Source organism: Streptacidiphilus jeojiensis, from assembly GCF_042510965.1.
Lineage (GTDB): Bacteria > Actinomycetota > Actinomycetes > Streptomycetales > Streptomycetaceae > Streptacidiphilus > Streptacidiphilus jeojiensis.
In genome coordinates this window covers 1,006,418-1,020,614 of record NZ_JBEUKS010000001.1, presented here as the reverse complement: position 1 = coordinate 1,020,614, position 14,197 = coordinate 1,006,418, and the positions used below count along the sequence as shown (strand labels likewise).

The following is a 14,197-nucleotide window of genomic DNA, read 5'->3' as shown; positions in this document are numbered from 1 at the left end:
ATGAGTACTGCACCCCGGGGCATCGACGACCCGATGGCGACGGAGACGGAGATCGCGACGGAGGTCGTGCTGCCCGGTGTCGTGGAGCCGGCCGGTCTGATCGTGCGTCAGCGCGCGCTCGGTCGTCCCGGGCCCGGTCAGGCCCGGGTCCGGGTGGAGGCGAGCGGGGTGTCCTTCGCCGAGCAGCAGATGCGGCGCGGCAAGTACTACGACCAGCCGCCCTTCCCGTTCGTCCCGGGCTACGACTGCGTGGGTGTGGTCACCGCGGTGGGCGAAGGGGTGGACGCCGGGCTGGTCGGCCGTCGGGTCGCCGCGCTGACCAAGGTCGGCGGCTGGAGCAGCGCCGTCCTGCTGGACGCCGCTGACCTGGTGCCGGTGCCCGAGGGGGTCGACCCGGCCGAGGCCGAGACGGTCGTGGTGAACGGGATCACCGCCTGGGCGATGCTGCACCGCACGGCCAAGGTCCGGCGCGGGCAGACGGTGCTGGTGCTCGGCGCCAACGGCGGTGTCGGCAGCACCCTGGTGCAGCTCGCCCGGCACGCCGGGATCCGGGTGATCGGCACCTGCTCCCCGCGCAACGCCGACGCGGTCCGCGCGCTCGGGGCCGAGCCCTTGGACTACCGCGCCCCCGACCTCTACCAGCAGGTCCGCGCGCTCGCGCCGGAAGGCGTGGACGCGGTCTTCGACCACGTCGGCGGCGCCGGCATCGTCGACTCCTGGCGCCTGCTGGCCCCCGGCGGCTCGCTGGTCTCCTACGGCACCGCCTCGACCCGGGACGCGGCGGGCTCGTCCAGGCTGCCGGTCCTCAAGCTCTTCGCCCGGCTGATGCTGTGGAACCTCGCGCCCAACGGTCGGCACGCCTCGTTCTTCAACATCTGGGCCGGGCTGCGGCGCAGGGACGCCTTCCGTGCGCGGCTGCGTCAGGAGCTGACCGCGGTCCTGGAGCTGCTGGCCAAGGGTGTGCTCACCGCGCAGGTCGCGGCGCGCGTGCCGCTGGCGGAGGCCGGGGCGGCGATGGAACTCGCCGAGTCGGGCACCGTGGTCGGCAAGGTGGTGCTGGTGCCGTCCGGGCCCGACGGCGACTGACCCGGGGTCAGGCCAGCTGGAAGGCGTCGGCCAGGATGTCGATCTGGACGGCGAGCAGGGTGGCCGGCCGGTGTCCCATGCCGGTGAACTGACCGGCCGTCTCCAGGCTGACGGTGCCGTGGATCTGCGGCCAGGCGGTGATGGCGCCGGTCAGCGCGACGGCGGCGGCGGGATCGTCGGCGGCCAGGCCGGTCCACTGCCCCACCCAGGCCGCGACCTCGGGCTCCTCCCCGAGCCAGCGTCCGAACTCGTCGATGAGCGGGTCCAGCGTGCGCAGCGGCCGCCCCTGGGCGAAGACGGCGAGGAAGGGCCCGATGACCGCCCGTGCCAGCAGCAGGGTCTCGGCCGGCGCGGTGAAGCCGGGCACCGGAGTGCCCTGGATCAGCAGGTACAGATGCGGCTGGGCCACCGCCCACTCGCGGAAGGCCGCCGCCAGCGCGTGCAGCGCCGCCCGTCCGCCCGCCGAGGTTTCGACGGCGTGGATCGCGTCGGCGGCCTCCTGGTAGGCGTCGACGACCAGCTCCGACAGCAGCTCGTCCCGGCCGGCGAAGTAGCGGTACAGGGCCGGACCCGACATACCGATGTCCTTGGCGATCCGCAGCAGTGCAACACTGCCCACGCCGCCCTCGGCGAGCTGGCGCACCGCGATCGCCTTGATCTCGGCCCGGGTCTGCTCGCGGTAGCGCTCGCGCGGGCTGCGGGTCTGGGCCGCCATGGGTGTACTCCTCCGCTGCGGGCGCCGGGGCGCCAGGGCATAGCAACAGCTTCACTCTATCGCGATTGCGATACCTGCTGTCGCCCCGTCGCCCGCCGGAGTCACCGCGGGCGGTAGCGGATCTCCAACATCACGCAGCCGGTGGTGGTGCGGTAGGGGCCGTGCGGCATGCCGGGAGGGCGGCAGGCGTAGTGGCCGGCGGTGAACACGGCGCCGAGCGTGAGGTCCTCCAACTCACCTTCCAGGATCAGGACTTCCTCGCAGTACTGGTGCCGGATCACCCCCGCGGGGGAGGTGTCGAGCCCGGGGGCCCAACGGGCCAGCCGGGTCAGTTCGTCGCCGTCGCCGGAGGGCGCCGCACTCAGCACGCGCTCCGACACTCCGGGGGAGCCCGGCGCGTCACTCCAGGGCAGGCTGTCGACGGCGAGGAACTCCAGGGCGCGCTTCAGGTCGAGGCCGTCGTTCACCGGCCCGCCTCCTTCCGGTGGTCAGCGGAATGCCGGGAGGCCGGTGAGGGCGTTGCCGATGACCAGGGAGTGGACCTCGCTGGTGCCCTCGTAGGTGAGGACCGACTCCAGGTTGTTGGCGTGGCGGATCACCGGGTACTCCAGGGTGATGCCGTTGGCGCCCAGCACGGTGCGGCACTGCCGGGCGATCTCCAAGGCCTCGCGGACGTTGTTGAGCTTGCCCAGGCTGATCCGCTCGGGGGTGGCCTGTCCGGCGTCCTTGAGGCGTCCCAGGTGCAGCGCGAGCAGCATGCCCTTGCCTAGTTCCAGGGCCATGTCGGCCAGCTTCTGCTGGGTGATCTGGAAACCGGCCAGCGGGCGGTCGAAGACCCTGCGGTCGGCGGCGTAGGCGATGGCGGTCTCCAGGCAGTCGCGTGCGGCGCCCAGCGCGCCGAAGACGATGCCGAAGCGGGCCTCGTTGAGGCAGCCGAGCGGCCCGGACAGGCCGCGGGCGCCAGGGAGCATCGCGTCGGCGGGCAGCCGGACGTCCTCCAGGACCAGCTCGCTGGTCACCGAGGCGCGCAGGGAGACCTTGCGCTTGATGTCGGAGGCGCTGAAGCCCGGCGTCCCGGCGGGGACCAGGAAGCCGCGGACGCCGTCCTCGGCGCGGGCCCAGACCACGGCGACGTCCGCGACCGAGCCGTTGGTGATCCACATCTTGGTGCCGTTGAGCACCCAGTCCGTGCCGTCCCGCTTGGCGTGGGTGCGCATGGCGCCCGGGTCGGAGCCGGCGTCCGGCTCGGTCAGGCCGAAGCAGCCGATGAACCGTCCGGCCGCCATGCCGGGCAGCCACTGCTGCTTCTGCTCCTCGGAGCCGTACTTCCAGATCGCGTACATCGCCAGCGAGCCCTGGACCGAGACCAGGCTGCGCAGGCCGGAGTCGACGGCCTCCAGTTCCAGGCAGGCCAGGCCGTAGGAGACGGCGCTGGTGCCGGCGCAGCCGTAGCCCTGCAGGTGCATCCCGAGGACGCCCAACTCGCCGAGCTTCAGCGCGAGTTCGCGGGCCGGCACCACCCCCTGGTCGAACCAGTCGGCGACCTGGGGCCGCAGTTCGCGGTCGCCCATGGCGCGGACGGTGTCGCGGATGTCGCGCTCCTCGTCGCTGAGCAGGGTGTCGATCCCGAACAGGTCGAAGGGGTGGACGGGCTGGGCTGCCATCGAGGTCTCCCGACTGCTGACAAGGGCGCGCGGCCGACGCTAGAGTGGATATCGGATGTTGGATCCAATGTGGATCGTAGCCCGATGCCCGGTACTTGCCAAGGTATGAGCCACGGTACGAGCCAAGGTACGAGAGGAAGCCCGTATGTCGCCTCGCAGCGCGCAGCCCGAAGGGGCCCTGGCCGGGATCGTGGTGGCCGACTTCGGCCGGGTGCTCGCCGCCCCGTACCTGACCATGCTGCTCGCCGACCTCGGCGCCGAGGTCGTCAAGATCGAGCGCCCCGGCAGCGGCGACGAAACCCGGGCCTGGGGCCCGCCGTTCGCGGACGGGGAGGCGACCTACTACCTCGGCGTCAACCGGAACAAGCGCTCCGTCGCCCTGGACCTGGCCGAGGAGCAGGACCGTCGGGCCGCCAGGGCGATCGCCGCCCGCGCGGACGTGCTGGTGGAGAACTTCCGCCCTGGCACCATGGAGCGCCTGGGTCTCGGCTACGAGGAGCTGCGGGCGCTCAACCCGGGGTTGGTGTACTGCTCGGTGACCGGGTTCGGGACCGCGGGCGGCGCCGCGCTGCCCGGCTACGACCTGCTGGTGCAGGCGATGGGCGGGCTGATGAGCGTGACCGGGGAGCCGCAGGGCCCGGGAACCAAGGCCGGCGTCGCCCTGGTGGACGTGATCACCGGTCTGCACGCGGGGATGGGCGTCCTCGCCGCCCTGCGCCATCGCGAGCGCACCGGGGAGGGGCAGCGGGTGGAGGTCTCGCTGCTCGCCTCACTGCTGTCGGCGCTGACCAACCAGGCGTCCGCCTATCTGGCCGGCGGTGTGGTGCCGCGGGCCATGGGCAATCGCCACCCCTCGATCGCACCGTACGAGGTCGTCGACGCCAAGGACCGCCCGCTGGCGCTCGCGGTCGGGAATGACCGTCAGTTCGCAGCGCTGGCAACCGAGTTGGGGCTGCCAGAGCTCGCTCGGGACCCCCGGTTCGCCGGCAACGCGGCGCGGGTGGCCCACCGCGAGGAACTGCTCGCGGCGCTCGACGGCCCGCTGCGTACCCGCTCGGCGGACGCCTGGTTCGAGGCCCTCACCGCCGTGGGCGTGCCCTGCGGCCCGATCAACGACCTGGAGGCGGCGTTCGCCCTGGCCGAGCGGCTGGGCCTGGAGGCCAGGGTCGCCATCGACGACCCGGGCCGTGACACACCGGTCGAGCAGGTCGCCAACCCGATCCGCCTCGGCGCCACCCCGGCCGCCTACCGCAGCGCACCGCCCCGGCTGGGCGAGCACACCCGCCAGGTACTGGCCGAGCTGGACCTGCCGTGTCCGTAGGACGTCGAGCGGCAACCCCTAGGATGAACGCGCCCGGCAAGATCCACCCCGGCACCGATGGAGAGGGAAGAGACCCGCGATGACCAGCCCCGTGCAGCGGCGGCGCCCGCCGACCGCTCAGCAGTTCGTGCTGGGGGAGCTGCGCCGGGCGATCACCAGCGGACAGCTGAAGCCGGGGGCGCCGATCCGTCAGGAGGCGCTGGCCGAGGAACTCGGCGTCAGCCGGGTCCCGCTGCGCGAGGCGCTGAAGACCCTGGAGGCCGAGGCCCTGGTGGTGCACGAGGTGCACCGCGGCTACTTCGTCGCCGAGCTGTCGCTGGCCGACCTGCGCGAGGTCTACCGGATCCGCGAGCTCCTGGAGGCGGAGGCCGTACGGCAGGCGGCGGGGAAGATGGACGAGCAGGCCCTCGCGGCGCTGGAAGCGGCCCAGGCCCAGGTGGAGGAGGCGGCCGGGGCGGCGGACGTGTCCGCGATGACGGCCGCCAACCGCCGCTTCCACTTCGCCCTGTACGAGGCGGCCGGGATGCCGCGGCTGGCCCGGCTCATCGCCACGCTGTGGGACGCCACCGACGCCTACCGCTCGCTGTACTACGTCGAGGCCGCCAACCGGGACCACGTGGTGCAGGAGCACCGTGCGGTCCTGGCCGCGCTGCGCGGCGGGGCGGCGGACGAGGCGGTGCGCCTGCTCGACCGGCACCGGGCACAGGCGGTCGCGGCGCTGGCGGAGATGCTCGAACAGGGCTGAGCGCTCGGAGCGTCACCAGAAGCGCGGCTGGCCGGGGATGGATTCCAGGTCGGTGAGGACCAGTTCGCGGTCCTCGTCCTCGGCGATGTCCTCGGCGGCGGCCAGGGCCTGTTCGGTCCAGGTCCGGGCCTGCTCCTTGTCGCCGGCCACCGCGTGGGCGCGGGCCAGGGACTCGTAGGCGTAGGCCAGGTCCCAGTCGCCGATGTCGTTGGCGCGGCAGATCTCCAGGCCGCGCGTCGCGTGGTGCAGGGCGGGCTCGGAGCGGCCCAGCACGGCGTAGACGCGTGAGCACTGCCACTCGCCGCGGCTGAGGTTGACCGGGGCTCCGATCTGGCCCCAGTGGTAGCGCGAGGCGTGCGCCATGTGCAGCATCCGGTCGTCCTCCTCGACGCTGCGGTCCTCCTGCTCCAGCAGTCGCCAGACCCCGTTGAAGAGGTCGACGGCGATGCGGCGTTCGTCGCCGGTGGTCTGCGGGGTCTGCTGCTGGGTGTCCTGGTCGGTCATGGGTGTGGTGACTCCGTCCTCGATGAGATGGTCGGTGCGGTGCAGGTCGCCGCGGACCCGGTCCAGGCGGGCCTGGAGCCGGCGCCGGTGCTGCAGCAGCACCTGCTGGACCACGGCCTGGTCGTGCGGTGCCGCCAGGCATGCGCGGACCTGCTCCAGCGGCACGTCGACCGAGCGCAGCAGTCCCACCAGCCGGGCGTCGGCGACCTGGTCGGGTCCGTAGAACCGGTAGCCGGTGTCGGGGTCGACCACGGCCGGCGCCAGCAGCCCCACCCGGTCGTAGTGCCGCAGGGCCTTCGCGGTCAGGCCGACGCGGCGCGCCAGCTGACCGACCGTGATCAGTTCGGGTCCGTCCGCCATGTCCCGAACCTATGACCTTGCCCCGGGGGAACCTCAAACGCAGCGCCGATCGGGTCGGTCGCGCGGAGGAACCCCGGGTCTCGATGCCTTGACTCCGTCGTGAGCATGACACTACGGTGAGTCCGCTCGAACGACTTGAATCGTTTTAACACCCCCACCGCATTCAAGGAGGCGAGTCCCGATGTCCTCACCCCGCGCCGGTGTCGTTGCCGGCTTCTCCCGTCTGCTCAGGTTCCTGTTGGTGGCCGCCGTGGTGGCGGTCGCGCTGGTCCCGGCCGCGGCGCCGGCCAGGGCCGCCACCACGGTGTGCGTGCTGGCCTGCGACACCCAGGACCCCTCGCTGGCCAAGCAGGAGAGCTTTCCGGTACCCGATCTGAACCTGAACGGCCGTCAGGTCGAGCTGCACGTCTCCGACGCCGACGACATGGCCTGGGCCAGCATCGACGGCGGCGTGACCGGTGACGCGGTGTGGATCGACCGGTCCTGGGACGGCGGCGCCAGCTGGGACGGACTGCTGGGCAAGGCCAGCATCCCGAGCACCTGGACCGGCACCAGGACGCTGATGTACAACATCACCGACCCCCGGGACCACAGGCGCGGCCTGGTCCGGGCCTGCGGCGACGCGGCCGCCGTCGGCTGCACCAACTGGGTCTACCCCACCGTCTGCGACACCCTCTGCGACGGCACCGACCCGGCCCAGGCGGCCGGCGACGTGCAACCGGTGGCCTCGACCACCCTGTACGGCCGCACCATCCGGCTGCACGTCGACCAGAAGAACGCCATGGCCTGGGCGAGCATCGACTCCGGCGGCGCCGGCGACGAGATCTGGCTGGACCGCTCCTGGGACGGCGGCGCGAGCTGGCCGGACGGCTCCTCGCTCGGCCGCACCAGCACCCCGTCCGGGGCCACCGGCACCCGCACCGCGATGTACGCCACCCGCGACCCGCGTGGTCTGCTCTACGGCGGCGCGGTACGCGCCTGCGGCCGGGAGGCCAGCCACCAGCAGGGCAGTTGCACCGCCTGGGTCCGCCCGGCACCGACCCCGGCCCGGGGCGCGGCGGACGCGCTGATGTCCGCCTACGATCCCTACAACGGCTGGTGGCCCAGCAGTTGGTGGAACTCGGCCGCCACCCTCACCGCCCTCATCGACTTCGCCAGGACCACCGGCACGCACGACTACGACTGGGTCGTCGCGCGCACCTTCGACCAGAACAAGGGGGTCTTCGCCGCCGGTGTGCGCAGCTCGGACGCGATCGAGGGCGACTTCATCAGCCGGGCCAACGACGACGCCGCCTGGTGGGCCATCGCCTGGCTGGACGCCTACGACTACACCGGCAACTCCCGCTACCTGAACGAGGCGGTCACCATCATGAACTACCTCCAGCAGTACTGGGACACCAGCACCTGCGGCGGCGGCATCTGGTGGGACCGCGAGCGCACCTACAAGAACGCGGTGATCAACGGTCAGTACCTGTGGCTGGCCACGGCGCTGCACCAGCGCATCCCCGGTGACACCGTGTGGCTCCAGCGGGCGACCACCGCCGCGGCCTGGTACCGGTCCAGTGGGATGATCGACTCGGCCGGGCTGGTGAATGACGGATTGACCTCGTCCTGCGCCAACAACGGCTCCACCGTGTGGAGTTACAACCAGGGGCTGGCCATCGGCGGCTTCACCGAGCTGTGGAAGGTGACCGGCGACAGCTCGCTGCTGGCCACCGCGCGCACCCTGGCCGACGCCGCCGTCAGCAGTAGCGCGCTGACCAGTGGCGGAGTGCTCACCGAGTCCTGCGACACCGGCTCGGCTACCTGCGACGACAACCAGGAGCAGTTCAAGGGCATCTTCATGCGGAACTTCGCCGACCTGGCCAGGGCCACAGGATCCAGCAGCTACCTGAACTACGTCCAGCAGCAGTCGACCACCCTGTGGGCGCAGGACCGCACCCCCCTCAACGTCCTCGGCGAACGCTGGGCCGGCACCAGCCCCGACCCGGCGGACTGGCGCACCCAGGCCAGCGCCCTGGGCGCGCTCACCGCGGCGGCGGGGTGACGCTCCGTCAGGGATTGAGGTAGGGGTCCTTCGCCATCCGGGCGTAGGCGGCGAGGGACGACGCGGACGAGTTGATCTGCCAGTGACGTTCCTTGTCGACGTCGAACCAGACCAGGGCCTTGATCAGCGGGAACTTGCTCTTGAGGGTCGGGACGATCGAGTCGATCCACTGGGCCTTGGAGCCGCCGACCTCGTCCGAGGCCATCTCGCCGATGATGATGGGCTTGCCCTTGGCGGCGAGCTTCTTGTAGATGTCGGCGAAGAGGTCGTTGAAGCCCTGCCACTCGAAGTCCGGGTCGGAGGTGCCCCAGTTGTAGCCGTCGACCCCGGTCCAGTCGACGTAGCTGTCGCCGGGGTAGTAGCTCATCGTGGTGGGGGCGTCGGGGCTGTCGGTGACGTTGGGGCACCAGGCCCAGACGACGTTGGTGGCGCCGCGGGCGACGAAGATGTCGTGGATGTGGCGGTAAGCGGCGATGTACTTCGCCGGGTCGTGGCCGCCCCAGCCCTCCTCCTCGTTCATCTCGGCCGCGAAGTCCAGGAAGAACTTCTTGCCCAGCGCCTTGGCGCCGTCGGCGCGGGCCCGGATCGTCGCGTCCAGCTTTCCGCTGACGATGTCGTCGAAGTCGACGTCGAACGGCTCCCAGTTGACCAGCGGGATGCGGCCGTCGGCGAAGTCGGCGCGGGTGGCGGAGGAGCTGGTCCAGTTGTCGGTCCAGCCGTAGTAGGTGAGGTGGACGGCCGGCTTGCGGCCGATGCGGGCGTCGGTCTGGGCGATGCTCCCCGCGCCGTAGTAGTGGCCGAGGAGCGCGCCCTTGGCGGGAACGAGGATGTCCCTCGACCTGCTCACCGTCAGATCGGCGCCCTGGGCATGGTCCAGCACCCGGTGGCCGATGGCCGGCCCGGAACCGGAGCATGCGGTGGTGAGCGCGGTGAGCGCCAGCAGCAGGGCGGATGTGCTGAGGAATGAGGTACCGGAGATCTTCACGGGCCCAGGATGGCGACCGGTTGATGAGGAGACGATGAGGTGCGTCAGGACGGGGTGTGCTCGGGGATCGCGAGGGTGAGCAGCGCTCCGCCTCCGGGGGCCTCGGTCGCGTCGGCCGTTCCGCCGTGGAGCTCGGCGACCCACCGCACGATGGCCAGGCCGATACCGGTGCCGCCGGGCCGCCCGGCGACCCGCTCCCCGAAGATCCGCTCGCGCTCGGCGGCGGCGATGCCCGGACCGTGGTCCCGGACCCGCACCGTGCCCGCCGCAACCTCGACCTGCACCGACGCCGCCCGGTCGGCTGCGGCGCCGTGGCGCAGTGCGTTCTCGATCAGGTTGCGCACCGCCTGCGCGAGCAGGTCGGGATCGCCGCGTACGACGGTCGGCTCGGTGCGCACGGTGACCTCGGCGCCGTCGTCGGGCAGCTCGTCGACCACCTGCTCGACCAGCTGGTCCAGCCGTAGCGGGGTGAGCTCCAGTTCGCGGCTGCCCGCCTCGATTCGGGCCCTGACCAGCAGCCCGGCCACCAGGCGGCCCATGTGGTCGACCAGCCGGACTGCCTCGGGCGTCGCCGGGGCCGAGCGGTCCGGTGCGGCGCTGCCGGCCTCCAGCACCAGGCGCAGGGTGGCCAGCGGGGTACGCAGTTCGTGGGCCGCCTCGGCCAGGAACTGTTCCTGCTGGTCCAGCGCCCGCAGTGCCGGACGCATGCTGCGCCCGGACAGCAGGTGACCGGTTCCGGCCGAGACGAGCACCAGCGCGGCGCAGCCGGCGGCGAGCCAGCGGAGCAGTTCCTGGTGGCTCTGTTCCCGGGGTCCGGGGTCGATCGCGGTGAGGACGACGGCGCCGATGTCGTCGGCGTCCCACACCGGTGCCGCGGCCCAGCGCAGCTTTCTGCCGTCGGCTGCCGCCACTGTGTCCAGGTATGTCGTCTGCGTCCGGACCGTGGCGGCCCACAGTGCGTCGAGCCCCGCCGGGGCGGGCAGCGCGGTGCCGGAGGAGGGGCGGACCCAGCGGACCCTGACCGGGCTGTTGCCGCTGCGCTGGATCACGGCGGTGACGGTGGAGGCACCGGCCAGCTCGTCCTCCGACAGTGGCTCCAGGTGCAGCACGCCCTGGTCCATCCAGACGGCACGGGACAGCGCCTCGGCGTGGCCGGCCACCTCGGAGTCGAGGCTGTGGGCCCGGGAGCGGGTGTCGATAGCGGCGGCTATGAACACCAGCGCGATCAGGCAGGCGGCGCTGCAGGCGGCGTACAGCAGCGTCATCGACCAACGCATCCGGTGCAGCCTGGCGACGGCCGGGCGGTCGGCGGTCACTCGGGGCTCACTCCGGATCGCCGATGCGGTAGCCGCTGCCCCGGACGGCCTCGATCAGGTCGGGCGGCCCCAGTTTGCGGCGCAGCTGGCGGATCACCACGTCGACCACGTTGGACATCGGGTCGCTCAGCTCGTCCCAGCAGCTCTCGATCAGCTCGCTGCGGGTCAGCACCTGCCCGGCCTTGAGCATCAGCGCCTCGAGTACGGCGAACTCCTTGGCGGTGAGGGTGAGCAGCACGCCGGCGCGGCGCACCCGGCGGCGCGGCAGGTCCATGGTCACGTCGCCGACGATGAGCTCGGGAAGGCGCGGCGGCTGGTCCCGGCGGCACAGCGCGCGTACCCGCGCGGTCAGCTCGGCCATTGCGAAGGGTTTGACGAGGTAGTCGTCGGCGCCGTGTTCGAAGCCGGTGACCCGGTCGTCGAGGGAGCCGAAGGCGGTCAGCATCAGCACCGGGAAGGTCCGGCCGGCGCCCCGCCACACCTTGAGCAGGTCCAGGGCGTCGCCGTCGGGCAGGCCGCGGTCGGCGACGACGCAGTCGTAGGCGTTGACCGACACCTTGAGGTCGGCCTCGTCGAGACGTTGCGCGAGGTCGGCCGCGAACCCCGCGGCGCGCAGCCCGGCCGCGATCGCGGGGCCGAGTCCGGGATCGTCTTCCACCACGAGCACGCGCATGACGGCCCACCCTACCTGCGGACCCGTTCGGCGCACGGAACCGACGCGTCCGCGGCCGACCCGTGTTCGAGTCGGCCGCGGACGCTGTCGGACGTCACCCTTGCGTCACTGGACGTAGCAGAGCTTGGCTGTGCCCGGGATCGGGTCGCCGAACTCGCTGTTGCCGCAGGCGGTGCCGCCGGTGAGGGACTGGTAGTAGTACTGTCCGTTGGCCCCGTAGGCGACCTCGTGGGTGCCGCTGAACGAGCAGGTGCCGCTCTCGGCGGCGCAGCTGGTCCAGGTGGTGAAGGAGGGCGGGGCGCCGGTCAGGTAGCAGGACTTGACGCTGCCGGAGGCAGGGTCGCCGAAGGTGGCGTTGGAGCAGGAGGCGCCGCCGGGCAGGGTGGCGTAGTTGTAGGAGCCGTTGGCTCCGTAGGCCACGGTCATCACGCCGGAGAAGGAGCAGGTGGCGTTCTCGGCAGCACACGACGTCCAGGTGTTGGAGGCCGGTGGCGGGGTCTCGGTGTAGCAGGCCTTCGCGGTGCCGGGGTCGGGGTCGCCGAAGACGCCGGTGGTGCAGGCGATGGAGCTGCCCAGGGTGGCGTAGTTGAACCTGCCGGCGGCGCCGAAGGCCACCGTCTTGTGGCCGTCGACCGCGCAGGTGCCGTTCTCGACCGCGCACTGGGTCCAACTGCCCGGCAGGGCCTGGTACTGGGTGGGCGAGATGGTGCCGGTGGCCGGGTAGCTGACGCTGTAGGAGCCCGGTGCGACGCCGCGCAGGTAGATGTAGTCGGCGTCCTGGTCGGCGCTGGTGATGCCGGTGGTGGCGGTGAAGGAGCTGCCGTTCCAGACCGTGGCGCCGTTGACGCTCACCACATGGTCCTGCCCGAACCGGGGGACGGCGATCACGCCGGTCGACCCGCTGTTGCTGGAGCTGTCGACCTGCATGGCGAAGCTGCCGTCGGTCGGGTGGTCGTAGCTGACGTGGATCGACTTTCCGGTCGCGACGGTCAGCGTGCCCTCGACGTGGGTGAGGTCGCCGGGGTGCGGGACCACCTGGTAGCCGACGCCGGCGGCGGCGGTCGGCGCGATGCCGAGCACGTCCGTGGTCAGGGCGCCGGTCGGCCCGGTGGACCAGCCGTGCGCCATGCTGGTGAACGAGCCCGGGTAGGCGGACAGGGTTCCGTCGGCGCCGTAGCCCTCCCAGAAGGTGCTGCCGGTGCCGATGGGCGAGTTGAGCATGTAGCCCCACTCGGAGCGGATCAGGTTCAGCGCGTTGGTGTCGTCGTCGGCGGTGAAGTGCGCGTACACCTCCATGGAGCCGGCGAACGGTGAGATGTTGCCGTTGAACTCCGGGGTCTTCGCGCCGATGCTGCTCCAGTTGCCGCGCAGGTAGCTGGCGATGCTGGTGGCCTGGGTCGCGGAGGGGACCACGCCGTACCAGACGGCCAGTGAGTTGCCGTCCTGCGGGTGCAGGGTGCTGCTGGGGTTGTCCCGGTAGGCCCCGGTGCCCGAGTCCCACAGCCGCGTGTTGATCTGGGTGCGCAGCGCGGCGGCCTGGCTGCTGTAGCTGCTCGCCAGCGAGCTGTTGCCCTCGACCTGCGCCAGCGAGGCGCCGGTGCTCAGCACGTGGTAGAGCATGGCGTTGGCCTCGATGTTCTCACCGCCCTGGTCGCCGCGGGCCCAGTCGTTGGTGCCGGTGACGTCGAGCAGTCCGTTGCCGTCGACCTTGGCGGTGATGAAGGCGACGCCGCGCTGGTACTGCGACCAGATGCTGTCGAGCCAGCCCTTGTCGGCCGTCTCCAGGTAGTAGCTGGACGTGCCGATCAGCGTCCACATGTGGTAGGTGTCGGAGCTGTAGAGGTTGAACCCCGGTCCGCCCCAAGGGAGTTCGCCGGACGACTTCTGGTCCGCGTAGAGCGCGTTCAGCGAGTTGCGGGTGCCGAGGGTGTCGCCGGTGCTGACGTAGGCGGTGGGGGTGGAGATGCCCAGGTCGCCGGACCAGATCGAGCGGTCCCGCTTGGCGCCGTCCACCAGCACCTCGCTGCCCGAGCCGACCGTGCCGTTGTTCTCCCAGCCCGAGGACACCGGCGGGTAGACCCGGCCCTGGGTGGGGTCGATGGTGTTCAGCTGCACGGTGTAGGCGCCCGCGTACCAGATCCGGTTGAGCAGGTCGTCGTTGGAGTAGAAGTAGTCGGGGTAGGCGGCCGGGTCGCTGACGCCCGGCGCCGCGGTGAAGTTGAGCGAGACGCCGTTGAGGTCCACCCAGCCGGACGAGTTGAGGAAGAGCGTCAGGTAGCGGAAGCCGCCGCGGAGCTTGTCGGTGGGCATGGTGTAGCTGCCCGAGCCCGAGACGGTGGCGTAGATGGCGCCGTCGGTGCCGCCCGCGGAGTTGTCGCTGCTGGTGCCGATGTACTGGGGCGACTCGGTGAAGGCCAGCCCGACGCTCTGGCTGCTGTTGCTGGAGCCGGCGAAGTGCAGGGTGACGATGCCGCCGACCTCCTTGCCGAAGTCCAGGGTGACTGCGGAGCCCTGTCCGGTCAGCCGGGTGGACTGGCCGGACAGCAGGTTGGACGGGCTGCTGACGGTCCCGGTGGTGCTGTGTACGGAGGCCGGGGACAGGGTCCGCGAGGTGGGTGAGAGGTTGTAGGCGCTGCCCGGATCGGTCGCCGACGCGGCGGTCGCCCGGTCGGGCGATCCGAGGGTGGGCGCGACGAGCAGGGCAGCGCAGGCGCCGACGGTCAGCGCGAGGCGGTACGCGCGATGCAGGGGGACACGGGACATCGTCCAGCCTTCCTCATG

Annotated in this window: 12 protein-coding genes; 4 read left to right on the top strand and 8 right to left on the bottom strand. The window is 71.8% G+C overall.

Going from position 1 to position 14,197, the window contains the following annotated elements:
- Positions 1-1,086 carry a medium chain dehydrogenase/reductase family protein gene (locus tag ABUW04_RS04605; protein WP_380562942.1) on the top strand — a complete coding sequence of 362 codons (1,086 nt, stop codon included), beginning with the start codon at positions 1-3 and terminating at the stop codon, positions 1,084-1,086.
- Between the two features lie 7 nt (positions 1,087-1,093).
- Here the strand turns inward: ABUW04_RS04605 and ABUW04_RS04600 are convergent, their stop codons facing one another.
- From ABUW04_RS04600 to ABUW04_RS04590, 3 genes are all read right to left on the bottom strand, one after another.
- A complete protein-coding gene (locus tag ABUW04_RS04600) occupies positions 1,094-1,801 on the bottom strand; it encodes a TetR/AcrR family transcriptional regulator (RefSeq protein WP_380562940.1) in 708 nt (235 codons plus the stop codon).
- A 101-nt stretch (positions 1,802-1,902) separates the two neighbouring features.
- Positions 1,903-2,268: a cupin domain-containing protein gene (locus ABUW04_RS04595; RefSeq protein ID WP_380562938.1), complete on the bottom strand. Its 366-nt coding sequence runs from the start codon at positions 2,266-2,268 to the stop codon at positions 1,903-1,905.
- Between the two features lie 21 nt (positions 2,269-2,289).
- Positions 2,290-3,465, bottom strand: a complete 1,176-nt coding sequence (locus ABUW04_RS04590; protein ID WP_030252987.1) for an acyl-CoA dehydrogenase family protein — start codon at positions 3,463-3,465, stop codon at positions 2,290-2,292.
- 145 nt (positions 3,466-3,610) lie between these two features.
- Between ABUW04_RS04590 and ABUW04_RS04585 the strand changes: the two genes are divergently transcribed.
- Together ABUW04_RS04585 and ABUW04_RS04580 are read left to right on the top strand one after the other, a co-directional pair.
- Entirely contained in the window at positions 3,611-4,786 is a 1,176-nt protein-coding gene (locus ABUW04_RS04585) for a CaiB/BaiF CoA transferase family protein (RefSeq protein WP_380562936.1), read from the top strand.
- Positions 4,787-4,865: 79 nt separating this feature from the next.
- Positions 4,866-5,531, top strand: a complete 666-nt coding sequence (locus ABUW04_RS04580; protein ID WP_380562934.1) for a GntR family transcriptional regulator — start codon at positions 4,866-4,868, stop codon at positions 5,529-5,531.
- A 12-nt stretch (positions 5,532-5,543) separates the two neighbouring features.
- Here the strand turns inward: ABUW04_RS04580 and ABUW04_RS04575 are convergent, their stop codons facing one another.
- A complete protein-coding gene (locus ABUW04_RS04575; protein WP_380562932.1) occupies positions 5,544-6,395 on the bottom strand; it encodes a MerR family transcriptional regulator in 852 nt (283 codons plus the stop codon).
- Positions 6,396-6,576: 181 nt separating this feature from the next.
- Between ABUW04_RS04575 and ABUW04_RS04570 the strand changes: the two genes are divergently transcribed.
- Positions 6,577-8,442, top strand: coding sequence for a glycoside hydrolase family 76 protein (locus tag ABUW04_RS04570; protein ID WP_380562930.1), 1,866 nt, complete (start codon positions 6,577-6,579; stop codon positions 8,440-8,442).
- A gap of 7 nt (positions 8,443-8,449) precedes the next feature.
- Here ABUW04_RS04570 and ABUW04_RS04565 read toward each other — a convergent pair whose 3' ends face one another.
- The 4 genes from ABUW04_RS04565 to ABUW04_RS04550 all read right to left on the bottom strand — a co-directional run bounded on the left by ABUW04_RS04565 (position 8,450) and on the right by ABUW04_RS04550 (position 14,179).
- Entirely contained in the window at positions 8,450-9,427 is a 978-nt protein-coding gene (locus tag ABUW04_RS04565; protein ID WP_380562928.1) for a glycoside hydrolase family 26 protein, read from the bottom strand.
- 44 nt (positions 9,428-9,471) lie between these two features.
- Entirely contained in the window at positions 9,472-10,743 is a 1,272-nt protein-coding gene (locus ABUW04_RS04560) for a sensor histidine kinase (protein WP_380562926.1), read from the bottom strand.
- A 7-nt stretch (positions 10,744-10,750) separates the two neighbouring features.
- The gene (locus ABUW04_RS04555; RefSeq protein WP_380562924.1) at positions 10,751-11,416 is read right to left on the bottom strand and encodes a winged helix-turn-helix domain-containing protein; all 666 of its coding nucleotides are present in this window, start codon (positions 11,414-11,416) and stop codon (positions 10,751-10,753) included.
- A gap of 105 nt (positions 11,417-11,521) precedes the next feature.
- Positions 11,522-14,179, bottom strand: a complete 2,658-nt coding sequence (locus ABUW04_RS04550; RefSeq protein WP_380562922.1) for an alpha-L-rhamnosidase-related protein — start codon at positions 14,177-14,179, stop codon at positions 11,522-11,524.
- Positions 14,180-14,197: the final 18 nt, after the last annotated feature.

Bases quoted from the DNA above. Each gene is read 5' to 3' on its own strand.
- ABUW04_RS04605 (WP_380562942.1), top strand. From the start codon at position 1: ATGAGTACTGCACCCCGGGGCATCGACGACCCGATGGCGACGGAGACG.
- ABUW04_RS04600 (WP_380562940.1), bottom strand. From the start codon at position 1,801: ATGGCGGCCCAGACCCGCAGCCCGCGCGAGCGCTACCGCGAGCAGACC.
- ABUW04_RS04590 (WP_030252987.1), bottom strand. From the start codon at position 3,465: ATGGCAGCCCAGCCCGTCCACCCCTTCGACCTGTTCGGGATCGACACC.
- ABUW04_RS04585 (WP_380562936.1), top strand. From the start codon at position 3,611: ATGTCGCCTCGCAGCGCGCAGCCCGAAGGGGCCCTGGCCGGGATCGTG.
- ABUW04_RS04580 (WP_380562934.1), top strand. From the start codon at position 4,866: ATGACCAGCCCCGTGCAGCGGCGGCGCCCGCCGACCGCTCAGCAGTTC.
- ABUW04_RS04575 (WP_380562932.1), bottom strand. From the start codon at position 6,395: ATGGCGGACGGACCCGAACTGATCACGGTCGGTCAGCTGGCGCGCCGC.
- ABUW04_RS04570 (WP_380562930.1), top strand. From the start codon at position 6,577: ATGTCCTCACCCCGCGCCGGTGTCGTTGCCGGCTTCTCCCGTCTGCTC.
- ABUW04_RS04555 (WP_380562924.1), bottom strand. From the start codon at position 11,416: ATGCGCGTGCTCGTGGTGGAAGACGATCCCGGACTCGGCCCCGCGATC.
- ABUW04_RS04550 (WP_380562922.1), bottom strand. From the start codon at position 14,179: ATGTCCCGTGTCCCCCTGCATCGCGCGTACCGCCTCGCGCTGACCGTC.